General features: G+C 55.8%; 17 protein-coding genes. 9 read left to right on the top strand and 8 right to left on the bottom strand.

Annotation, left to right across the window (positions count from 1 at the left end):
- Positions 1-219: 219 nt before the first annotated feature.
- Both CSE01S_RS11270 and CSE01S_RS11265 read right to left on the bottom strand, forming a co-directional pair.
- Positions 220-897 (bottom strand): isochorismatase family protein, encoded by a 678-nt coding sequence (locus CSE01S_RS11270; RefSeq protein ID WP_042288194.1) that lies wholly within the window; start codon positions 895-897, stop codon positions 220-222.
- A gap of 16 nt (positions 898-913) precedes the next feature.
- Positions 914-1,774, bottom strand: a complete 861-nt coding sequence (locus tag CSE01S_RS11265; RefSeq protein ID WP_042288191.1) for a pirin family protein — start codon at positions 1,772-1,774, stop codon at positions 914-916.
- 109 nt (positions 1,775-1,883) lie between these two features.
- Here CSE01S_RS11265 and CSE01S_RS11260 point away from each other — a divergent pair, with 109 nt between their 5' ends.
- The gene (locus tag CSE01S_RS11260; protein ID WP_042288188.1) at positions 1,884-2,792 is read left to right on the top strand and encodes a LysR family transcriptional regulator; all 909 of its coding nucleotides are present in this window, start codon (positions 1,884-1,886) and stop codon (positions 2,790-2,792) included.
- A 73-nt stretch (positions 2,793-2,865) separates the two neighbouring features.
- Here CSE01S_RS11260 and infA read toward each other — a convergent pair whose 3' ends face one another.
- The 5 genes from infA to trxB all read right to left on the bottom strand — a co-directional run bounded on the left by infA (position 2,866) and on the right by trxB (position 8,698).
- Positions 2,866-3,084, bottom strand: coding sequence for a translation initiation factor IF-1 (gene infA, locus CSE01S_RS11255; RefSeq protein ID WP_001040187.1), 219 nt, complete (start codon positions 3,082-3,084; stop codon positions 2,866-2,868).
- 295 nt (positions 3,085-3,379) lie between these two features.
- Complete coding sequence (gene aat, locus CSE01S_RS11245) at positions 3,380-4,084, bottom strand: leucyl/phenylalanyl-tRNA--protein transferase (RefSeq protein WP_042288185.1); 705 nt, start codon at positions 4,082-4,084, stop codon at positions 3,380-3,382.
- Positions 4,085-4,126: 42 nt separating this feature from the next.
- Positions 4,127-5,848, bottom strand: coding sequence for a heme ABC transporter ATP-binding protein/permease CydC (cydC, locus tag CSE01S_RS11240; RefSeq protein ID WP_042288183.1), 1,722 nt, complete (start codon positions 5,846-5,848; stop codon positions 4,127-4,129).
- Positions 5,849-7,615, bottom strand: a complete 1,767-nt coding sequence (cydD, locus tag CSE01S_RS11235) for a heme ABC transporter permease/ATP-binding protein CydD (RefSeq protein ID WP_042288181.1) — start codon at positions 7,613-7,615, stop codon at positions 5,849-5,851.
- 114 nt (positions 7,616-7,729) lie between these two features.
- Positions 7,730-8,698 (bottom strand): thioredoxin-disulfide reductase, encoded by a 969-nt coding sequence (gene trxB, locus CSE01S_RS11230; protein WP_042288179.1) that lies wholly within the window; start codon positions 8,696-8,698, stop codon positions 7,730-7,732.
- Positions 8,699-9,242: 544 nt separating this feature from the next.
- Between trxB and lrp the strand changes: the two genes are divergently transcribed.
- From lrp to CSE01S_RS11190, 8 genes are all read left to right on the top strand, one after another.
- Positions 9,243-9,737 (top strand): leucine-responsive transcriptional regulator Lrp, encoded by a 495-nt coding sequence (lrp, locus tag CSE01S_RS11225; protein WP_000228469.1) that lies wholly within the window; start codon positions 9,243-9,245, stop codon positions 9,735-9,737.
- Between the two features lie 134 nt (positions 9,738-9,871).
- Positions 9,872-13,798, top strand: coding sequence for a DNA translocase FtsK (gene ftsK, locus CSE01S_RS11220; protein WP_042288175.1), 3,927 nt, complete (start codon positions 9,872-9,874; stop codon positions 13,796-13,798).
- Between the two features lie 145 nt (positions 13,799-13,943).
- The gene (gene lolA, locus CSE01S_RS11215; RefSeq protein WP_042288173.1) at positions 13,944-14,555 is read left to right on the top strand and encodes an outer membrane lipoprotein periplasmic chaperone LolA; all 612 of its coding nucleotides are present in this window, start codon (positions 13,944-13,946) and stop codon (positions 14,553-14,555) included.
- Positions 14,556-14,563: 8 nt separating this feature from the next.
- A complete protein-coding gene (gene rarA, locus CSE01S_RS11210; protein WP_042288172.1) occupies positions 14,564-15,907 on the top strand; it encodes a replication-associated recombination protein RarA in 1,344 nt (447 codons plus the stop codon).
- 91 nt (positions 15,908-15,998) lie between these two features.
- Positions 15,999-17,291 carry a serine--tRNA ligase gene (serS, locus tag CSE01S_RS11205; protein ID WP_042288170.1) on the top strand — a complete coding sequence of 431 codons (1,293 nt, stop codon included), beginning with the start codon at positions 15,999-16,001 and terminating at the stop codon, positions 17,289-17,291.
- 234 nt (positions 17,292-17,525) lie between these two features.
- Positions 17,526-19,970: a dimethylsulfoxide reductase subunit A gene (dmsA, locus tag CSE01S_RS11200; RefSeq protein WP_042288168.1), complete on the top strand. Its 2,445-nt coding sequence runs from the start codon at positions 17,526-17,528 to the stop codon at positions 19,968-19,970.
- A gap of 10 nt (positions 19,971-19,980) precedes the next feature.
- Positions 19,981-20,598: a dimethylsulfoxide reductase iron-sulfur subunit DmsB gene (dmsB, locus tag CSE01S_RS11195; protein ID WP_042288166.1), complete on the top strand. Its 618-nt coding sequence runs from the start codon at positions 19,981-19,983 to the stop codon at positions 20,596-20,598.
- Position 20,599: 1 nt separating this feature from the next.
- Entirely contained in the window at positions 20,600-21,463 is an 864-nt protein-coding gene (locus tag CSE01S_RS11190) for a dimethyl sulfoxide reductase anchor subunit family protein (RefSeq protein ID WP_042288164.1), read from the top strand.
- Between the two features lie 73 nt (positions 21,464-21,536).
- Here the strand turns inward: CSE01S_RS11190 and ycaC are convergent, their stop codons facing one another.
- Positions 21,537-22,163 (bottom strand): isochorismate family cysteine hydrolase YcaC, encoded by a 627-nt coding sequence (gene ycaC, locus CSE01S_RS11185; RefSeq protein WP_042288161.1) that lies wholly within the window; start codon positions 22,161-22,163, stop codon positions 21,537-21,539.
- Between the last annotated feature and the right edge of the window lie 285 nt (positions 22,164-22,448).

Genomic DNA, 22,448 nt, shown 5'->3' with positions numbered 1-22,448 from the left:
ATTCGAACCCCCGATACGTTGCCGTATACACACTTTCCAGGCGTGCTCCTTCAGCCACTCGGACACCTCACCATATTGTATTGCTGCCTGACCGCTTGGGGGGCAACGGGGCGCTACTATAGGGAGTTGCGTGAAAAGGGTCAAGCAGTATTTACGCTTAACATCTTATTTGGTTACACAGTGAGCAGCAGCCCCGACGGCAGGCGCCGGGGCTGCCTTTTAACGCTGAGAATCCAGCGTTTCGTTATGCTTCACCACATCCTGCGCCTTGCTGTAACTTTCAATTAGCAGTTGATACGCAGGGAAGACATGGGTATACACCTCAGCCCATTCCGCCGCATCCTCACGGTTCCAGGTCCCCTGAAGCTCAGATGCCACTGCCGCCGTGTCCATTGGCACAACGCCCGCCTGGACGACACGGGCAAGGGTGATCTCCTGGGCCATTTTGCTGTAGGTTCCGGAGGCATCGATCACCGCAAACACTTTATAACCTTCGGCTACGGCGCTGATAGCCGGAAATGCCATGCAAACGCTGGTAATGGTGCCTGCGATAATCAGCGTTTTCCGACCCGTCGCTTTGACAGCATCGACGAACCCGGCGTTATCCCAGGCATTAATTTCCCCTTTACGCGCGACATACCTGGCGTGCGGCGCGTTAGCGTGAATTTCCGGGATCAGCGGCCCGTTCGGCCCCTGCGGAACAGAGGCCGTGGTGATCACCGGCATCTTCGCGAGAGTCGCCATTTTCGCTAACGCCGCCGCGCGGGCGCGCAGTTCCGGCATGGGCATATCACCGACCGTCTGAAACAGGCCACTTTGGTGATCGATTAACAACATAACCGCATCGTTCACATCAATAACCGGGCGTGCGCCATTAAAATTTGCTGGACTGGACATCATCTTCTCCTTCAATTCAGATTTGGCCGAAGTGGCCAGTGTTAAAATCGCGAACGGCTTGCGCGATTTCCTGTTTAGTGTTCATTACAAAGGGACCGTAACCGACGATCGGCTCATTTAACGGCTCTCCTGACAGCAGAAGGACGCTGGCATCGCTGTTGGCTTCCAGGTGCAGCGTTTCGCCTGTCTGACTGAGCACCACCAGCTGCGCTTCACCGACTGTGGTCGTGCCATTCACCGTGATCGTGCCTTTCAGAACGACCAGCGCAGTACTCCAGCCATCCGGCTGCGTCAGCGTGACCGGATGCGCCTGCTTAAGTCGCATATCCCACACGTTGAGGGGTGAAAACGTATGCGCAGGCCCTGTAAATTGCCGGTATTCGCCGGCAATCACCCGTAACGTACCGGCGTCATCGGGTAATCCGGCGACGGGAATCTGTTCACGGGTGATGCTCTGGTAGCCCGGCGCCGCCATTTTGTCTTTGGCAGGAAGATTCACCCATAGCTGGACCATCTCCAGTTCACCGCCTTTACGGGTAAAGGCATCTGAGTGAAACTCTTCATGCAGGATACCCGCGCCGGCTGTCATCCACTGTACGTCGCCGGGCCCGATAATGCCGCCGCGTCCGGTAGAGTCCCGGTGCTCAACTTCGCCGTTGTAGACGACAGTGACGGTTTCGAACCCCCGGTGGGGATGCTCGCCCACGCCACGTTTTTCAGTACCGGGCGTAAAGGTGTGCGGACCGGCATAATCCAGCAGCAGGAACGGGCTTAACTGCTGCGCATGACTTTGGTAAGAAAACAGCGAGCGAACCGGAAATCCATTGCCAACCCAGTGCGGGCGAGGCGCGGTATAGACGCCTGTCACCTGTTTCATCGTAGTCTCCTCATTGGCGTTGTCTTGATGTCAATAAGCTTATATTTAAGACAACGAGCGGAGTAGTCGCTAAAATGGTCTTCATCGTTCTATAAATGAGACAATAAGAATGAAGCCGGATCTCAATGATTTTGCGTGGTTTGTGCATGTGGTCGAGCAGGGCGGATTTGCCGCCGCGGGGCGTGTACTGGATGAACCGAAGTCCAAACTCAGTCGCCGGATTGCGCAACTGGAAGAGCAACTGGGGGTGCGGCTTATTCAACGAACGACACGGCAGTTTAATGTCACCGAAGTCGGACAGACGTTTTATGAGCATTGCAAAGCGATGCTGATAGAAGCGCAGGCGGCGCAGGACGCCATCGCCGCATTGCAGGTGGAACCACGCGGAGTGGTCAGGCTGACCTGTCCGGTTACGCTGTTGCATGTCCATGTAGGTCCCATGCTGGCAAAGTTTATGGCCCGCTACCCCGAGGTGACGCTGCAACTGGAAGCGACCAACCGACGCGTCGATTTGGTTGCTGAAGGCGTGGATGTTGCGATCCGTGTGCGGCCGCGACCGTTTGAGGACAGCGATCTGGTGATGCGGGTGCTGGCCGATCGGGCGCATCGCATCTTTGCCAGTCCAGCGCTGACGGCGAGGATGGGCGTCCCTGTCTCTCCGGCTGAATTAACCTGCTGGCCAGGACTGAGTCTTTCCGCTGGAAAACATATTCATCGTTGGGAACTCTATGGCCCACAAGGCGCCAGGGCGGAGGTTCATTTTACGCCACGCTTAATTACCACCGACATGCTGGCACTACGCGAAGCGGCGGTAGCAGGCGTCGGCGCCGTGCAACTGCCCATGCTGATGGTAAAAGAACAGCTTGCTGCCGGAGAGCTTATTCCTTTACTGGAAGGGTGGGAACCGAGAAGGGAAGTGATTCACGCCGTTTTCCCGTCGCGGCGTGGCCTGCTGCCGTCCGTTCGGGCACTGGTGGATTTCTTAACAGATGAATATGCGCAGATGACGGAAGAATGAAAATCAGCGTAGACAAAAAAGGCCGGATAAACCGACCTTTTCTCATCTGTACGCCATTGAGGCGTGAAAACAATCAGCGACTACGGAAGACAATGCGGCCTTTGCTCAGGTCGTACGGGGTCAGCTCAACAGTCACTTTGTCGCCCGTCAGGATGCGGATGTAGTTTTTACGCATTTTACCGGAGATGTGTGCAGTAACCACGTGACCGTTTTCTAACTCTACGCGGAACATGGTGTTAGGTAACGTTTCGAGAACGGTACCCTGCATTTCAATATTGTCTTCTTTGGCCATCTAATCCTCTGGGGTATCACTACCGTAATTTGAACCGGCAAGATAATGCCGAAGTTCTTTAAATAAGTAAAGATTTGTACGTTTAAAACGCTGCAAACGAGATTTGGCGCATTACTCCGGATTGCTTCTGAAACACACGACAAAGTCGCACGTGAAGCGCAACGTATAAGGGAGCGATGAGATAAACGATGGGCGTTACCTGACGCGAATGGATCCTTAACGGCAGCGGGGTAATGGGCTAAACCTTCTCTGCGCGGCAATTATAACACCCTGATAAAAAATGTGCCGAAAACATTCACGTCTGAGGCAAAAATAACGTCCGCGGCACCCAGAAATGGCTGGGTAAACGTAACTGACGTAAGGTGTCGAGATGATGCAAATATGTTCTGCGCGGGATTTCAACGGCGCCCAGCGATTGGGTGTGATCGTTCAGCACCTGGCAGTCGAGCAGTTTGCCGCCTTCCCGGATAAATTCTGCGCAGAATACCAGCAGCGCGGTTTTCGACGCGTTTTCCCGGCGGCTGAACATTGACTCGCCGCAAAATAACGCCCCTTGCGAAACGCCGTACATGCCGCCGACAAGCTCATCGTCGCGCCAGACCTCAACGGAGTGGGCGTGTCCTAATTCATGCAGGCGCTGATACGCTTCGACAACGGCTGGCGTGATCCAGGTGCCTTCGTCACGATCGTTCGCGCAGCCTTCGATCACCTGACCAAAGGCATAGTTCAGCGTAACACGATAAGGTGAGCGTTTATGAAAGCGTTTCATGCTGCGGCTGAGATGAAACGTTTCCGGCCAAAGCACCGCGCGCGGATCGGGGGACCACCACAGGATCGGGTCGCCCGGAGAAAACCACGGAAAAATACCGCGCTGGTAGGCCATCAGCAGACGTGCCGGGCTGAGATCGCCGCCAAGCGCCAGCAGACCGTTTGGCTCACGTAGAGCGCCTTCCGGCGAAGGGAAGGCTATTGAGTGACGAGATAGCTGAACCAGCCGCATGACAGCAGAACTCCACTACGCATAAGATCGTTAAATAATAGCTTACAGACCTTGCTTGAACTGGTAATAACGACCCTGCATGGCTAACAGATCTGCGTGATTACCTTGCTCAATAATTTGCCCATTGTCCATGACTATTATCCGATCGAATCGCGCCAGTCCGCGCAGGCGATGGGTCACCATTAGCACCGTTTTTTCACGCATTACTTCAGCCAGTAATTCCAGCATCTGGCTTTCGGTGGTCGCATCCAGCCCTTCGGTTGGTTCATCCAGCAGCATTAACGGCGCGTCATGCAGCAGCGCTCTGGCGATGGCGAGACGGCGAAGTTCGCCGCCGGACAGCTGGCGACCGCCTTCTCCTAACCAATTGTTAAGGCCAGCATCCTCAAGCAGTTTTTCCAGACCCACGCGACGCAGCGTATCTGCAAGCGAGTCATCACTGGCATCAGGCGCCGCCAGCAGCAGATTGTCGCGCAGGGTGGCGCTAAACAGATGTACGCGCTGCGGCACGACGCTTATGGTTTTGCGGAGCGTCGCTTCACTGAACGCAGAAAGGGGAAGATCGTTAATCAAAATCTCGCCCTGTTGCGGATCCCAGGCGCGGGTCAGCAGTTGCAGCAATGTGGATTTACCGCATCCGGTACGGCCCAGAATGGCGATATACTCGCCGGGTTTGACCGTAAGAGACAAGGAATCCAGCGCGTTTTGCGCCTGCTCCGGGTAGCGGAATGACACATCGCGCAGGGTCAACGCCACCCGCGCGGGGACGCTAAAGTCACTTGCCGGGAAGGTCACTTCCGGCTTTTGCTCCGTCAGCTCGGTAATGCGCAATGCGGAAGCGATCACCTGCCCCAGATGCTGAAAAGCACCGGTTACGGGGGCTAAGGCTTCAAAGGCCGCCAGCGCACAGAAGACAAACAGGGCGATCAGCGCGCCAGGTTGCGCATTTCCGCCTACGCCGCCGGAGGCCATCCACAGCATCAGCAGGATAGCCAGCGCGCCAATCAGCAACATTAGCGCCTGAGAAAGCGCCGTCAGCTCTGACTGGCGACGCTGCGCTTCGTGCCATTGTAATTCCGTGGCTTCCATCTGCGCGCGATAACGTTCGCTTGCGCCGAAAAGGGTTAGCTCGGCCTGACCCTGTAACCACGCGGTGAGTTGCTGGCGATACTGACCGCGCAGATGCGTGAGATGATGTCCGGTCGCTTTACCCGCGCGATAAAAAGCGGGCGGCATGATAAACAGCGTCAGCAGCATAATGCCGCCAAGGGTGAAGGCGAGGGTAAAATCCAGTACGCTCAGGCCGAGCGTGACCACCATGATTACCACGAACGCGCCCACCAGCGGCGAAATAACCCGCAGGTATAGGTGATCCAGCGTATCCACATCCGCCACCACCCGGTTCAACAGTTCGCCCTGACGATAACGCGCCAGCCCGGCAGGGGAGAGAGGAAGCAGCTTGCTAAACGTGTAAATACGCAGATGCTGCAATACGCGGAAGGTGGCGTCGTGGCTGACCAGACGCTCGAAATAGCGCCCGGCGGTACGGGTAATCGCCGCACCGCGAACGCCTGCCGCAGGTAACATGTAGTTAAAGCTGTAAATACCGGCAAAGCCCGCCAGCGCGGAGGCGGAGAGGAACCAGCCGGAGAGCGTCAACAGGCCAATGCTGGCGAGCAGCGTAAGGATGGCAAGGGCAATCCCCAGCGTTAACATCCATTTGTGACGTTTATACAGCGTCAGATAAGGCAGCAACGCGCGCATTTAAATCTCCTCCTGACGATGGGCTAACAGTGTCGCAAACGCGCCCTGCGCTGCGCTGAGCTCGGCCCAGGAACCCTGTTCGACAATCTGTCCGTCCTGCATCACCAGTATGGTGTCCCAGTCGGCAAGATCTTCAAGCTGATGGGTAACCATCAGCGTTGTCTGGCGTTTGGACGCCTCTTTCAGCGCCTGCATGACCCGCTGTTCACTGTGCGCATCCAGACTGGCGGCCGGTTCGTCGAGGAGCAGCAATTGACACGGGTTGAGCAGGGCGCGAGCCACGGCCACACGTTGTGCCTGGCCGACGGACAAACGACCGGCCTGATCGCCCACCGGCGTGTCGATTCCCTGCGGCAGCAGCGGCAGGAACTCACTTACCCACGCGCTGTCGAGCGCGGCGCACAGCTCCTGCTCGCTGGCCGCCGGGCGCGCCAGAAGCACGTTTTCACGAAGCGTTGCGGCAGGCAGTTGGGGATTTTGTCCCACCCAGGAGATCTGCCGGCGCCAGGATTCCGGGGCCAAATCACGCAGCTCTACGCCATTGACGCGTAGCGATCCTTGATACGGCAGGAATCCCGACAGCGCATTCAGCAGCGAACTTTTGCCAGAACCGCTGCGCCCCACCAGCACTGCGCGCTGCCCGGGAACGAGGCTAAAGTTCAGCGGTCCTGCCAGCGGTTTGCCTTCCGGGGAGGTAATGATGAGATTTTCGGCGGTAATTGAAACGGGCTCTTTCGTGGAAAGCTCAACCTCGCCACGTTCCGGATGAGCAAGGGGTGTTTCCATAAAGGTTTTCAGGCTGTCAGCCGCGCCGACCGCCTGCGCTTTGGCATGGTAAAACGTACCGAGGTCGCGCAGCGGCTGGAAAAACTCGGGGGCAAGAATCAGCGCGAGGAAACCCGCCGTCAGCGTTACGCCCGCGCCGTAGTGCCCAAAGTCCAGCTCGCCCAGGTAAGAGAAGCCAAAGTAAACCGCGACCAGCGCAATTGAGAGCGAGGTAAAGAATTCCAGTACGCCGGAAGATAAGAAGGCCAGACGGAGCACCTCCATGGTGCGCTGGCGAAAGTCCTGTGACGCCGCGCGAATGCTGTCTGTTTCTGCTTCGCCGCGTCCAAAAATACGCAAGGTTTCCATGCCGCGTAGCCGATCGAGGAAATGGCCGCTCAGACGCGCCAGCGCCAGAAAATTGCGTCGGTTCGCATCGGCTGCGCCCATGCCGACCATCGCCATAAACAGCGGAATCAGTGGGGCGGTTCCCAGAAGAATAAGCGCAGCAACCCAGTTAGAGGGGAAGATGGCCGCCACAATCAGCAACGGTACGCACACTGCCAGTGCCATTTGTGGCAGGTAGCGGGCGTAGTAATCATGCATGTCGTCAATTTGTTCCAGCACCAGCGTGGCCCAACTGCCCGCCGGCTTTCCCTGGATCCATGCCGGACCGGCCTGTTGCAGACGATCCAGCACCTGACGACGGATCTCGAAGCGAATATGTTGTCCCGCGTGGAACCCGACCCGTTCCCGTAGCCATACGACCCACGCGCGTAGCACGAACACCAGAACCAGGATAACAAAAGGCATCAGAAGCGCCTCGCGGGGGATATTTTCCATGATCATGTGATGTAAAATACGGGCCATGATCCAGGCCTGGGCGACGATCAACACGCCGCTCACGAATCCCAGCAGACGGGAAATCATCAACCAGCGTTGGGAAATGACGCTTTGCTGTTTTAACCAGCGAGTTAGCTCTTTTTGACGGGTTTTATTCATTGCGCGCTTTGCAGGTGAGTTGTCAGTATTTTTCGGCAGGGCAATGTTACAACGCGGCAAAAATAAAGGCGACTTATAGTCGCCTTATTTACTTTTGTTACTGATTTGTAAAACTTATTTGCACGCGTCGGCTAAACCGTCGAGATAGCGTTCCGCATCCAGCGCAGCCATACAGCCAGTACCCGCCGAGGTGATCGCCTGACGATAAATGTGATCCATTACGTCGCCTGCCGCGAAAACACCCGGGACGCTGGTCTGCGTCGCGTTGCCGTGAATACCGGACTGCACTTTAATGTAACCATTTTCAAGTTCCAGTTGCCCCTCGAAAATCGCCGTGTTCGGGCTATGGCCGATCGCGACAAACAGACCCGCCACGTCCAGGGTTTCAATGTTGTCGGCATTCTGCGTGTCGCGCAGACGCAGCCCTGTTACGCCCATCTGGTCGCCGGTTACCTCTTCCAGAGTACGGTGGGTATGCAGCACGATATTGCCGTTTTCCACTTTATCCATCAGACGCTTGATCAGGATTTTTTCCGCACGGAAGCTGTCGCGACGGTGAATCAGGTGTACCTCAGCGGCGATATTTGCCAGATACAGCGCCTCTTCAACGGCAGTGTTGCCGCCACCGATAACCGCCACTTTCTGGTTGCGGTAGAAAAAACCGTCACAGGTGGCGCAGGCGGACACACCGCGGCCTTTGAACGCCTCTTCAGAAGGCAGACCGAGATAACGCGCGGACGCGCCGGTCGCAATAATCAGCGCATCGCAGGTGTATTCCGCACTGTCGCCCGTCAGACGAAAAGGACGATTTTGCAGATCCACCTTATTGATGTGATCGAAAATAATTTCGGTGTCGAATTTGGTTGCATGTTCATGCATGCGTTCCATCAGCAGCGGCCCGGTCAGATCGTTAGGATCGCCCGGCCAGTTCTCCACTTCCGTCGTGGTGGTCAGTTGACCGCCTTTTTCCATGCCGGTGATTAACACCGGCTGCAGGTTTGCGCGCGCGGCGTAGACCGCAGCGGTATATCCCGCCGGGCCGGAACCCAGGATAAGCAGTTTACTGTGTTTGGTCGTGCCCATGAGATCCCCATAGTTGTTGGCAGGCAATGGGCAGGATTGTAGGGAATTTACCGGCGTAAAAAAAGAGTGCAGCGATTTTGTTAACAATTTGTGTAATAGGGACGGACAATCGGTGCGCCGTTTTGCCGCAAGGGTATAACCAAATCTACTTAAAAGAGGTCAGTTATAAGGTGATAAAATGACGAATTGTCACCACTCGCAATGAATAACTGGCATGTTGTACTAAAAATCGATGTTTTACTTTGACAATCCCCTGCTGTTTTGCGAAAACATTCGAGGAAGAAAAAAACAGTGTTATGTGTGTGCTGCATAATCATGCATGTAAATACCATGTTTACCGGGCTAGCGAAATCTACGCATGGCGTGGACAGACGCCATTCGTGATGTCGATAGCTGCCTTCAGGCAACGGTCTTCTCACCACGGACGCAGGCTTGCGCGCCGCTAATCCCTCTGGGTTCGGTCTGTGGTGATGGGCATCGACTCTGAACATGATGTTTATAGAGTCAGGCAGGAGTAGGGAAGGAATACAGAGAGACAATAATAATGGTAGATAGCAAGAAGCGCCCTGGCAAAGATCTCGACCGTATCGATCGTAACATTCTTAATGAGCTGCAAAAGGATGGGCGTATTTCCAACGTCGAGCTTTCTAAACGAGTGGGTCTTTCCCCGACGCCGTGTCTTGAGCGTGTGCGTCGTCTGGAAAGACAGGGTTTCATTCAGGGCTATACGGCACTGTTAAACCCACATTATCTGGATGCATCACTTCTGGTATTTGTTGAGATTACTCTGAATCGTGGCGCGCCGGATGTGTTTGAACAATTTAACGCCGCTGTACAAAAACTTGAAGAGATTCAAGAGTGTCATTTGGTTTCAGGTGATTTCGACTACTTGTTGAAAACGCGTGTACCGGATATGTCAGCCTACCGTAAGCTGCTGGGTGAAACCCTGCTGCGACTGCCTGGCGTAAATGACACGCGTACCTATGTGGTGATGGAAGAAGTCAAACAGAGTAATCGTCTGGTTATTAAGACACGCTAATACGGAACAGGTGCAAAATCGGCGTATTTTGATTACACTCCTGTTAATCCATACAGCAACAGTGCCGGGGCAACCCGGTGCTGTTGTCCGTTTTAGCACCGGGCAGGAAAAGCCTGAAACCTGGAGAGCCTTTTTTGAGCCAGGAATACACTGAAGACAAAGAAGTCACATTGACAAAGTTAAGCAGCGGGCGCCGACTTCTGGAGGCGTTGCTCATCCTTATTGCGCTTTTTGCCGTCTGGCTGATGGCCGCCTTACTCAGCTTCAATCCTTCCGATCCCAGCTGGTCGCAAACGGCCTGGCATGAGCCTATCCACAATCTGGGGGGGATCCCCGGCGCGTGGCTGGCAGACACGTTATTCTTTATCTTCGGGGTCATGGCATACACCATCCCGGTGATCATTGTCGGCGGATGCTGGTTTGCCTGGCGGCACCAGGCCACCGATGACTATATCGACTATTTTGCCGTTTCGCTGCGACTGATCGGCGTTCTGGCGCTGATTCTGACCTCCTGCGGCCTCGCTGCAATTAATGCCGATGATATCTGGTATTTTGCTTCTGGCGGAGTGATCGGCAGCCTGCTGAGCACCACTCTGCAACCGTTGCTGCACAGCAGCGGCGGCACGATCGCGCTGCTGTGTATTTGGGCGGCGGGGTTAACGCTTTTTACCGGCTGGTCCTGGGTTACCATCGCTGAAAAAATCGGCGGCTGGCTGCTCAATATTCTGACTTTCGCCAGCAATCGCACCCGTCGTGACGATACCTGGGTGGAAGACGACTATGACGATGAAGACGAGTACGAAGACGAGGCCGAGGGTGTGCAGCGTGAATCTCGTCGCGCACGCATACTGCGTGGCGCGCTGGCGCGACGTAAACGTCTGGCGGAGAAATTTATCAATCCTCATGGTCGTCAGACCGATGCGGCGCTGTTCTCCGGTAAACGTATGGATGACGAAGATGACATTGCCTGGAGCGCTCGCGGCGTACCGGCGGATCCTGGCGATGTTCTGTTCTCGGGGCATCGGGCAACCCAGCCGGACTATGACGAATTCGATCCCCTGTTAAACGGTCACTCCGTCACTGAACCCGTCGCCGCTGCCGCTGCGGCAACCGCTGCGACGCAGACCTGGGCTGCGCCTGCTGACCCGGTGATGCAAACGCCGCAGGTGCCAGGCGCGGAACCTGTCCCGACCCCGCCGACCGTGGAATGGCAACCTGTTCCCGGCCCGCAGACGGGCGAACCGGTGATTGCCCCTTCGCCGGACGGCTATCCGTCCCGGACGCCATCTCCTTCGCAAACAGCGTCACATTACGCGCCGACGCAGCAGCCTGTACAACCTGAGCCGTCGTATTACGCGCCACAGCAGGTTACAGCCCCTTACGTTGAACCTACCGCGCCGCAACCGCAGTGGCAGGAGCCGGAGCTGACGCAACCGCCTGAGCCGGTACAACCCGTTGCGTATCCGCCGCCGGTTCAGCAACCTGAGCCGGACTACGCCCATCAACCCGTGACAGCGACGCAGACGACTGCCGAACCTGAGCCCGTGGTTGAAGAGACAAAACCCGCGCGTCCGCCGCTGTACTATTTTGAAGAAGTTGAGGAAAAACGCGCCCGCGAGCGTGAGCAGTTAGCCGCATGGTATCAGCCGATACCGGAACCGGTGAAAGAGCCTCAGCCGGTAAAACCCGCGGTTTCTGCTGCTGTTCCGCCAGTTGAATCGGCGGCGGTCGCACCTGTCGCCGCTGGGGTTAAAGGGGCCACCCAGGCTGCCGGCGTATCCGCCGCCGCCGCGCCGGTATTTAGCCTGGCGAACGGCGGTGCGCCGCGTCCGCAGGTGAAAGAAGGTATTGGTCCCCAGTTGCCGCGTCCAAATCGTGTGCGTGTCCCGACGCGTCGTGAGCTGGCGTCGTATGGCATCAAGCTTCCTTCCCAGCGAATGGCCGAAGAGAGGGCGCGCGAAGCGGAGCTTCATGACGAGCACTATAGCGACGACGAAATTGACGCCATGCAGCAAGACGAACTGGCGCGTCAGTTCGCCCAGTCGCAGCAGAGCCGTTATGGCGAGACGTATCAGCACGATTCACAGCAGGCAGAAGATGATGATGCCGCGGCAGAAGCTGAGCTGGCCCGTCAGTTTGCTTCCTCGCAGCAACAGCGTTATTCCGGTGAACAGCCTGTCGGAGCGAACCCTTTCTCTTTGGACGATTTTGCCTTTTCGCCAATGAAAGCGCTGGTGGATGAAGGGCCGCATGAACCGTTGTTTACGCCGGGCGTGATGCCTGAACCGGCGCAACCGCAACAGCCAGTCGCGCCGCAGCAGCACTATCAGCAGCCGCAGCAGCCGGTCGCGCCGCAGCAGCACTATCAGCAACCGCAGCAGCCGGTCGCGCCGCAGCAGCATTATCAACAACCGCAACAGCCAGTCGCGCCGCAGCAGCATTTTCAGCAACCGCAGCAGCCGGTCGCGCCGCAGCAGCACTATCAGCAGCCGCAACAGCCGGTCGCGCAACAACCTCAGGAAAGCCTGATCCATCCGTTGTTGATGCGTAACGGTGACAGCCGTCCGTTGCAAAAACCGACTACGCCGCTGCCGTCGCTGGATCTGCTGACGCCGCCGCCGAGCGAAGTAGAGCCTGTCGACACGTTTGCGCTGGAACAGATGGCGCGTCTGGTCGAAGCACGCCTGGCTGACTTCCGTATTAAAGCGGATGTGGTGAACTATTCACCTGGCCCGGTGATCACGCGTTTTGAGTTGAACCTGGCGCCGGGTGTTAAAGCCGCGCGTATTTCTAACCTCTCCCGCGACCTGGCGCGTTCGCTCTCGACCGTCGCGGTGCGCGTGGTCGAAGTGATTCCGGGCAAACCCTATGTGGGCCTGGAGCTGCCGAACAAGAAACGTCAGACCGTTTATTTGCGTGAGGTTCTGGATAACGCCAAATTCCGCGAAAATCCGTCACCGCTTACCGTGGTGTTGGGTAAAGACATTGCCGGCGATCCGGTGGTGGCCGATCTGGCGAAAATGCCGCATCTGCTGGTAGCAGGGACTACCGGGTCCGGTAAATCCGTTGGCGTTAACGCCATGATCCTGAGCATGTTGTACAAAGCGCAGCCGGAAGACGTGCGCTTTATCATGATCGACCCGAAAATGCTCGAACTGTCGGTATATGAAGGGATCCCGCATCTGCTGACGGAAGTGGTGACCGATATGAAAGACGCCGCCAATGCGTTGCGCTGGAGCGTGAACGAGATGGAGCGTCGTTATAAACTGATGTCCGCGCTTGGCGTGCGTAACCTGGCCGGCTACAACGAGAAAATCGCTGAGGCGGCGCGGATGGGGCGTCCGATTCCGGATCCATACTGGAAGCCGGGCGACAGTATGGACGCTCAGCACCCGGTACTGGAAAAACTGCCGTACATTGTCGTGCTGGTCGATGAGTTCGCCGACCTGATGATGACCGTTGGTAAGAAAGTCGAAGAACTGATTGCCCGCCTGGCGCAAAAAGCGCGTGCGGCGGGGATTCACCTGGTGCTGGCGACGCAGCGTCCGTCCGTTGACGTGATTACCGGTCTGATCAAAGCCAACATCCCGACCCGTATCGCCTTTACGGTTTCCAGTAAAATTGATTCGCGCACCATTCTCGACCAGGGCGGCGCCGAATCTTTACTGGGAATGGGGGATATGCTTTATTCCGGGCCTAACTCCACCATGCCGGTACGCGTTCACGGCGCCTTTGTTCGTGACCAGGAAGTGCATGCCGTGGTCCAGGACTGGAAAGCGCGCGGTCGTCCACAATATGTTGACGGTATTACGTCCGACAGCGAAAGCGAAGGCGGCAGCGGTGGCTTTGACGGCGGCGAAGAGCTGGATCCGTTATTCGATCAGGCGGTCAACTTTGTGACTGAAAAACGCAAGGCTTCTATCTCAGGCGTACAGCGCCAGTTCCGTATCGGTTACAACCGTGCGGCGAGAATTATCGAACAGATGGAGGCGCAGGGGATCGTCAGCGAGCAGGGCCATAATGGTAACCGTGAAGTGTTGGCGCCGCCGCCCTTTGAGTAACTCTGTTGGCCGGATAAGTCACAAGAGGCTATCCGGCCAATAACCACGAATTCAGTTTAATCTTCTTTCCTCACGCTGAATTTTGGCCTGGAATGGATAGCAGAAGGAACTCCCGGTCGGGAGTGACGTATTTTGAGGAATAACAATGAAAAAAATTGCCATCACCTGTGCTTTGCTTTCAGGGTTCGTTGTCAGTAGCGTTTGGGCAGATGCCGCGAGCGATCTGAAAAGCCGTCTGGATAAAGTGAGCAGCTTCCATGCCAGCTTCACGCAAAAAGTGACAGATGGCAGCGGCACCGCCGTTCAGGAAGGCCAGGGCGATCTGTGGGTAAAGCGTCCCAATCTGTTTAACTGGCATATGACGCAGCCTGACGAAAGTATTCTGGTGTCCGACGGTAAAACCCTGTGGTTTTACAACCCGTTCGTTGAGCAGGCTACCGCCACCTGGCTGAAAGACGCGACCGGCAATACGCCATTTATGCTCATTGCCCGCAACCAGTCCAGCGACTGGCAGCAGTATAATATCAAGCAAAATGGCGATGATTTTGTGCTGACGCCGAAAGCCAGCAACGGAAACCTGAAGCAGTTCACCATCAATGTGGGACGTGACGGGACGATTCATCAGTTCAGCGCCGTGGAACAGGACGACCAGCGCAGCAGTTACCAGCTGAAATCTCAGCAGAACGGCGCGGTCGACGCATCGAAATTTACCTTTACCCCACCGCAAGGCGTAACGGTAGACGACCAACGTAAGTAGAGGCATGAGTGAGCAATCTGTCGCTCGATTTTTCAGATAATACTTTTCAGCCACTGGCCGCGCGGATGCGGCCAGAAAATTTAGCGCAGTATATCGGCCAGCAGCATCTGCTGGCCGCAGGCAAGCCCTTGCCCCGCGCTATTGAAGCCGGGCATCTGCATTCCATGATCCTGTGGGGGCCGCCCGGGACCGGGAAAACCACTCTTGCCGAAGTGATTGCCCGTTACGCCGACGCTGACGTTGAGCGGATATCCGCCGTTACGTCCGGCGTCAAAGAGATCCGCGAAGCCATTGAACGCGCGCGGCAAAATCGAAATGCCGGGCGTCGTACAATCCTGTTTGTCGACGAAGTTCATCGCTTCAACAAAAGCCAACAGGACGCCTTTTTGCCGCATATTGAAGACGGCACTATTACCTTTATCGGCGCGACAACGGAAAACCCTTCTTTTGAGTTGAATTCCGCATTGCTTTCCCGTGCGCGTGTCTATCTGCTGAAATCGTTGACGACCGGAGACATCGAACAGGTTCTCACTCAGGCGATGGAGGATAAAGCCCGTGGCTACGGGGGACAGGATATCGTGCTGCCGGATGAAACGCGTCGGGCGATCGCTGAACTGGTCAACGGTGATGCCCGTCGGGCGTTGAATACGCTGGAAATGATGGCTGATATGGCGGAAGTCGACGACAGCGGCAAACGCGTTCTCCTTCCTGCGCTGCTGACCGAGATTGCCGGAGAGCGCAGCGCCCGTTTTGACAATAAGGGCGATCGTTTTTACGATTTGATTTCCGCGCTGCATAAGTCGGTGCGCGGCAGCGCGCCGGATGCGGCGCTCTACTGGTATGCGCGTATCATCACCGCGGGCGGCGATCCGTTGTATGTTGCGCGCCGCTGCCTGGCTATCGCCTCAGAAGATGTCGGCAATGCCGATCCGCGTGCGATGCAGGTCGCGATTTCCGCATGGGACTGCTTTACTCGCGTTGGTCCAGCAGAAGGCGAGCGTGCCATTGCGCAGGCGATTGTGTATCTGGCCTGCGCGCCGAAAAGTAATGCGGTCTATACCGCCTTCAAAGCGGCCATGTCGGATGCCAGAGAACGTCCAGACTACGATGTGCCTGTCCATCTGCGCAATGCGCCGACGAAGCTGATGAAGGAGATGGGCTACGGTCAGGAATACCGTTATGCCCACGATGAGCCGAATGCCTACGCCGCGGGCGAAGAATATTTTCCTCAGGAAATGGCACAAACGCGTTATTATCATCCCACCAACAGAGGTCTTGAGGGCAAGATTGGCGAAAAGCTCGCCTGGCTCGCCGGACAGGATCAAAATAGCCCTATAAAACGCTACCGTTAGTGCAGGCGTTGCGGTAATGTTGGCACTGTATCCCTGTGACTGCAGGCTGTGGTCACATTTCCTCTTTTAATTCGATAAGCACAGGATAAGCATGCTCGATCCCAATCTGCTGCGTAATGAGCCAGACGCAGTCGCTGAAAAACTGGCACGCCGGGGCTTTAAGCTGGATGTAGATAAGCTGCGCGCTCTTGAAGAGCGTCGTAAAGTTTTGCAGGTCAATACGGAAAACCTGCAGGCAGAGCGTAACTCTCGATCGAAATCCATCGGCCAGGCAAAAGCGCGCGGGGAAGATATCGAGCCTTTACGTCTGGAAGTGAACAAGCTTGGTGAAGAGCTGGACGCAGCGAAAGCTGAACTGGACGTTCTGCAGGCTGAGATCCGTGACATTGCGCTGAACATTCCAAACCTGCCTGCTGACGAAGTGCCGGTGGGGAAAGATGAAAACGACAACGTTGAAGTCAGTCGCTGGGGCACTCCGCGCGAGTTTGATTTCGACGTGCGCGATCACGTCACGCTGGGTGAAATGCATACCGGTCTTGATTTTGCCGCTGCCGTGAAGCTGACGGGTTCGCGTTTTGTGGTCATGAAAGGGCAGATTGCCCGTATGCACCGTGCGCTTTCTCAGTTCATGCTTGATCTGCACACTGAACAGCATGGTTATAGCGAAAATTACGTTCCGTATCTGGTTAACCACGACACGCTGTACGGTACCGGACAGTTGCCGAAGTTTGCCGGCGATCTGTTCCACACCCGTCCGCTGGAAGAAGAAGCGGACAGCAGCAACTATGCGCTGATCCCAACGGCGGAAGTGCCGCTGACCAACCTGGTGCGTGATGAAATCATCGACGAAGATCAGCTGCCGATCAAAATGACCGCGCACACGCCGTGCTTCCGTTCCGAAGCCGGTTCATATGGTCGCGATACCCGTGGTCTGATCCGTATGCACCAGTTCGACAAAGTAGAAATGGTGCAGATCGTCCGTCCGGAAGATTCCATGGCGGCGCTGGAAGAGATGACCGGCCACGCCGAAAAAGTGCTGCAGTTGCTGGGTCTGCCGTATCGTAAGATTATCCTTTGCACGGGTGATATGGGTTTTGGCGCCTGCAAAACTTACGATCTGGAAGTCTGGATCCCGGCGCAGAATACCTATCGCGAAATCTCTTCCTGCTCGAACGTCTGGGACTTCCAGGCACGCCGTATGCAGGCACGCTGCCGCAGTAAGTCCGACAAAAAGACCCGTCTGGTACATACCCTGAACGGCTCTGGTCTGGCGGTAGGACGAACGCTGGTTGCGGTGATGGAAAACTATCAGCAGGCTGATGGCCGCATTCAGGTGCCGGAAGTACTGCGTCCATATATGAACGGACTGGAATATATTGGCTGATAGTTACGCCATCCTTCCCTAAAAAAGCGCCTGATGGCGCTTTTTTTGTGCCTGTTTGACACCGGACAATAATTCATACTCCCTACGGAGTAATACTACCTTCGAATGAAATTCAGCATTTTTCGCTGTCATCCTACTATTTCGTTGTATATGTAACTATATAGCGTCGCATTCATATTCAAATAATAACGTTAATTTTTGCACTTTTACTGTGAGCAAGCAGAGTGAGCCATTATGAAAACTAAGATCCCCGATGCCGTTATGGCAGCTGAGGTGAGTCGTCGTGGTTTAGTAAAAACGACGGCCATAGGCGGTCTGGCAATGGCCAGCAGCGCGTTTACCCTGCCATTTACCCGAATCGCTAACGCCGCCGAAGCCATCAGCCCGGCGCAGGCCAGCGAAAAAGTTATCTGGAGCGCGTGTACCGTGAACTGCGGCAGCCGTTGCCCGCTGCGTATGCATGTGGTGGATGGCGAAATCAAATACGTTGAAACAGACAATACCGGCGATGATCGCTACGATGGTCTGCATCAGGTAAGGGCGTGCCTGCGTGGGCGTTCAATGCGTCGTCGCGTTTATAATCCGGATCGTCTTAAGTATCCAATGAAGCGCGTTGGCAAACGCGGTGAAGGAAAGTTTGAACGCATCAGTTGGGATGAAGCCTACGACATCATCGCCAGCAATATGCAGCGGCTGATCAAAGAGTACGGTAACGAATCCATCTATCTGAACTACGGTACCGGGACGTTGGGCGGCACGTTAACCCGCTCATGGCCGCCAGGGAAAACGCTGGTCGCGCGTTTGATGAACTGCTGTGGCGGCTACCTCAACCACTACGGCGATTACTCTTCAGCCCAGATAGCCGCCGGTCTGAACTACACCTATGGCGGGTGGGCCGACGGAAACAGCCCATCCGACATTGAAAACAGTAAACTGGTTGTACTGTTTGGCAATAACCCAGGTGAAACGCGCATGAGCGGCGGTGGGGTAACCTACTACCTTGAGCAGGCGCGACAGAAGTCTAACGCCCGGATGATTATCATCGATCCGCGTTACACCGATACCGGCGCGGGCCGCGAAGATGAGTGGATCCCGATTCGCCCGGGAACCGACGCCGCGCTGGTGAATGCGCTGGCTTATGTTCTGATTACCGAAAACATGGTCGATCAGCCGTTCCTCGACAAATACTGCGTGGGCTACGATGAAAAAACGCTGCCCGCCAGCGCGCCGAAAAACGGTCATTACAAAGCCTATATTCTGGGGGAAGGTAAAGACGGCATAGCCAAAACGCCTGAATGGGCGGCGCAGATCACCGGCATTCCGGCAGACCGCATCGTCAAACTGGCGCGTGAAATTGGCAGCGCGAAACCCGCGTACATCTGCCAGGGCTGGGGACCGCAGCGTCACGCGAACGGTGAAATCGCGACCCGTGCGATCTCGATGCTGGCGATCCTGACCGGTAACGTGGGTATTAACGGCGGCAACAGCGGCGCGCGTGAAGGCTCTTACTCGCTGCCTTTTGAGCGTATGCCGACGCTGGAAAACCCGGTTGAAACAAGTATCTCCATGTTTATGTGGACCGATGCGATCGAACGTGGCCCGGAAATGACCGCGCTGCGTGACGGCGTGCGTGGCAAAGATAAGCTCGACGTGCCGATTAAAATGATCTGGAACTATGCAGGTAACTGCCTGATCAACCAGCATTCAGAAATCAACCGCACCCATGAAATCCTGCAGGACGACAAGAAGTGCGAAATGATTGTCGTCATTGACTGTCATATGACCTCGTCGGCGAAATACGCCGATATTCTGCTGCCGGACTGCACGGCTTCTGAGCAGATGGACTTCGCGCTGGATGCCTCCTGCGGCAACATGTCCTACGTTATCTTCGCTGACCAGGCCATCAAGCCGCGCTTTGAGTGCAAGACCATCTACCAGATGACCAGCGAGCTGGCGAAGCGTCTGGGCGTGGAGGCGCAGTTCACCGAGGGGCGCACGCAGGAAGAGTGGATGCGTCATCTGTACGAGCAGTCGCGTAAAGCGATTCCCGATCTGCCGACCTTTGAAGCGTTCCGCAAGCAGGGCATCTTTAAACAGCGCGATCCGCAAGGGCATCACGTGGCGTATAAAGCCTTCCGTGAAGACCCGCAGGCGAACCCGCTGACCACCCCGTCGGGCAAAATCGAAATCTACTCGCAGGAACTGGCCGAGATAGCTGCGACCTGGGAATTGCCGGAAGGGGACGTGATCGATCCATTACCGATCTACACCCCGGGCTTTGAGAATTACAACGATCCGCTGACGAAAGACTATCCGTTACAGCTGACGGGCTTCCACTATAAGTCTCGCGTCCACTCCACCTATGGCAACGTTGAGGTGCTGAAAGCGGCCTGCCGCCAGGAAATGTGGATCAACCCGCTTGATGCTCAGAAGCGCGGTATCAGCAATGGCGATAAGGTGCGTATTTTCAACGGTCGAGGCGAGCTGCACATTGAGGCGAAAGTCACGCCGCGCATGATGCCGGGCGTCGTCGCGTTAGGGGAAGGGGCGTGGTACGACCCGGATGCAAAACGCATCGATCAGGGCGGTTGTATCAACGTGCTGACCACCCAGCGTCCGTCTCCTCTTGCTAAGGGGAACCCGTCACATACGAACCTTGTTCAGGTTGAGAAGGTGTAAGGAGTAGCCGATGACAACCCAGTATGGATTTTTTATTGATTCCAGCCGTTGCACCGGTTGCAAAACCTGCGAACTGGCCTGTAAAGATTATAAAGACTTAACCCCGGACGTCAGCTTCCGTCGCATCTACGAGTATGCAGGCGGCGACTGGCAGGAGGATAACGGCGTCTGGCACCAGAACGTCTTTGCCTACTATTTGTCCATTTCGTGTAACCATTGTGAAGACCCGGCCTGTACCAAGGTGTGCCCAAGCGGGGCGATGCATAAACGGGAAGACGGTTTTGTGGTGGTCGATGAAGATGTGTGCATTGGCTGCCGCTACTGCCATATGGCTTGCCCGTACGGCGCGCCACAATACAATGCCGCCAAAGGTCATATGACCAAATGCGACGGTTGCCATGACCGTGTGGCGGAAGGTAAAAAACCGATCTGTGTGGAATCCTGTCCGCTGCGCGCGCTGGACTTCGGTCCGATTGAAGAACTGCGTAAAAAACACGGCGATCTGGCCGCTGTCGCTCCGCTGCCGGGGGCGCATTTCACTAAACCTAATATTGTAATCAAACCTAACGCCAACAGCCGCCCGACGGGAGACACCACGGGTTATCTGGCCAATCCGAAGGAGGTGTAAGATGGGAAGTGGATGGCATGAATGGCCGCTAATGATCTTCACGGTCTTCGGGCAGTGTGTAGTCGGTGGCTTTATCGTTCTGGCGCTGGCGCTGATCAAAGGCGACCTGCGCGCAGAGACGCAGCAGCGGGTGATCCGCTGTATGTTTGCGTTATGGGTATTGATGGGGATTGGTTTTATCGCCTCCATGCTGCACCTCGGCTCGCCGATGCGCGCGTTTAATTCGCTGAATCGCGTAGGGTCGTCGGCGCTGAGTAATGAAATCGCCAGCGGCTCTGTTTTCTTTGCGATTGGCGGTATCGGCTGGCTGCTGGCCGTGATGAAAAAGCTCTCTCCGGCGTTACGTACAGTGTGGCTGATCGTCACCATGATTCTGGGCGTGATATTTGTCTGGATGATGGTTCGCGTTTATAACAGCATCGATACCGTACCGACCTGGTACAGCCTCTGGACGCCGATGGGCTTCTTCCTGACGCTGTTTTTGGGGGGGCCGCTGCTCGGTTACCTGCTGCTGCGCGTGGCTGACGTCGATGGCTGGGCGATGCGTCTGCTGCCTGCGGTTTCACTGCTGGCGCTGGTTGTGAGCGCGGTTATGTCGGTGATGCAAGGCGCCGAGCTGGCGACTATCCATAGCTCCATTCAACAGGCGTCGGCGCTGGTGCCGGATTACGGTTCGCTGATGGCCTGGCGCATAGTTGTTCTCACCGTGGCGCTCTGCTGCTGGATTGTGCCGCAGTTGAAAGGCTACCAGCCGGCGGTACCGCTGCTTTCGGTAGCATTTGTTCTGCTGTTGGTCGGTGAACTGATTGGCCGCGGCGTGTTCTACGGTCTGCATATGACCGTGGGCGTAGCGGTAGCCAGTTAACGTACAGGGAATTACCGGATGGCGACAACGCCATCCGGCTCTCTCACCAAACCGGGGCGTTGACCCCGGTTTTCTATTTCTGCTTCGTCAGGGTATCGTAGCTGGTCATCAGGTTACGGTAATCCGGAATATGATTTGAGAACAGCGTCGCCAGCCCCTCAATGTCATTGCGCCAGTCGCGATGAAGCTCACAGGCGACGCCAAACCATGTCATTAACTGCGCGCCAGCCTGCGACATTCGATCCCACGCCGACAGGCGGGTAATGTCATTGAACGTGCCCGAGGCATCGGTCACCACAAAAACGTCAAACCCTTCCTCAATAGCCGAAAGCGCCGGGAACGCCACGCAAACCTCAGTGACTACACCGGCAATGATCAACTGTTTTTTCCCTGTCGCCTTCACGGCGTTGACAAAGTCTTCGTTATCCCAGGCGTTGATATTGCCGGGACGCGCAATGTAGGGGGCGTCCGGAAACTGCGCCTTCAGTTCGGGGACCAGCGGCCCGTTTGGACCCGTTTCAAAACTGGTTGTCAGGATAGTCGGCAACTTAAAATATTTGGCTAAATCACCGAGGGCGAGAACGTTATTCTTGAATTTATCGGGATCGATATCCCTGACCAGTGAGAGCAATCCGGCCTGGTGATCGACCAGAAGAACCGCAGCATCATTTTTATCGAGACGAACATAAGGCTTAGCCATTTCTTCTCCTTGAGAGAGTCAGCGAAACACCCGAAACCAACCGGGTGCGGGAGGTTCACTCAAAGCATAGAACGGAAAAAAAATTGTTGGTGGGACTATGAGATTTTTCGACCAAACGACGCGGCGCCTTTTAGCGATAAATCAATAAAAACAGCCACCTGAGTGGGACGCTGTGGTCAGAATACATTTTCTCAATCAATAAATTGAATCGAACCATAAAAAGGGCCGTCAGGCCGCGGTTTCAGCCGATTGACAATGTTTTTGTTGGTGGCATGATGCGCGTGA

The sequence above is a fragment of the Citrobacter sedlakii NBRC 105722 genome, from assembly GCF_000759835.1.
Taxonomy (GTDB): Bacteria; Pseudomonadota; Gammaproteobacteria; order Enterobacterales; family Enterobacteriaceae; genus Citrobacter_A; species Citrobacter_A sedlakii.
The sequence above is the reverse complement of the archived record's forward strand: the minus strand, read 5'-3'. Positions and strand labels throughout refer to the sequence as shown.

What these genes read in the sequence shown, in the direction of transcription:
- cydD (WP_042288181.1), bottom strand. Translation starts at nt 7,615, where the DNA reads ATGAATAAAACCCGTCAAAAAGAGCTAACTCGCTGGTTAAAACAGCAA.
- ycaC (WP_042288161.1), bottom strand. Translation starts at nt 22,163, where the DNA reads ATGGCTAAGCCTTATGTTCGTCTCGATAAAAATGATGCTGCGGTTCTT.
- CSE01S_RS11265 (WP_042288191.1), bottom strand. Translation starts at nt 1,774, where the DNA reads ATGAAACAGGTGACAGGCGTCTATACCGCGCCTCGCCCGCACTGGGTT.
- cydC (WP_042288183.1), bottom strand. Translation starts at nt 5,848, where the DNA reads ATGCGCGCGTTGCTGCCTTATCTGACGCTGTATAAACGTCACAAATGG.
- serS (WP_042288170.1), top strand. Translation starts at nt 15,999, where the DNA reads ATGCTCGATCCCAATCTGCTGCGTAATGAGCCAGACGCAGTCGCTGAA.
- aat (WP_042288185.1), bottom strand. Translation starts at nt 4,084, where the DNA reads ATGCGGCTGGTTCAGCTATCTCGTCACTCAATAGCCTTCCCTTCGCCG.
- infA (WP_001040187.1), bottom strand. Translation starts at nt 3,084, where the DNA reads ATGGCCAAAGAAGACAATATTGAAATGCAGGGTACCGTTCTCGAAACG.
- CSE01S_RS11190 (WP_042288164.1), top strand. Translation starts at nt 20,600, where the DNA reads ATGGGAAGTGGATGGCATGAATGGCCGCTAATGATCTTCACGGTCTTC.
- dmsA (WP_042288168.1), top strand. Translation starts at nt 17,526, where the DNA reads ATGAAAACTAAGATCCCCGATGCCGTTATGGCAGCTGAGGTGAGTCGT.
- lolA (WP_042288173.1), top strand. Translation starts at nt 13,944, where the DNA reads ATGAAAAAAATTGCCATCACCTGTGCTTTGCTTTCAGGGTTCGTTGTC.
- CSE01S_RS11270 (WP_042288194.1), bottom strand. Translation starts at nt 897, where the DNA reads ATGTCCAGTCCAGCAAATTTTAATGGCGCACGCCCGGTTATTGATGTG.
- dmsB (WP_042288166.1), top strand. Translation starts at nt 19,981, where the DNA reads ATGACAACCCAGTATGGATTTTTTATTGATTCCAGCCGTTGCACCGGT.
- trxB (WP_042288179.1), bottom strand. Translation starts at nt 8,698, where the DNA reads ATGGGCACGACCAAACACAGTAAACTGCTTATCCTGGGTTCCGGCCCG.
- lrp (WP_000228469.1), top strand. Translation starts at nt 9,243, where the DNA reads ATGGTAGATAGCAAGAAGCGCCCTGGCAAAGATCTCGACCGTATCGAT.
- CSE01S_RS11260 (WP_042288188.1), top strand. Translation starts at nt 1,884, where the DNA reads ATGAAGCCGGATCTCAATGATTTTGCGTGGTTTGTGCATGTGGTCGAG.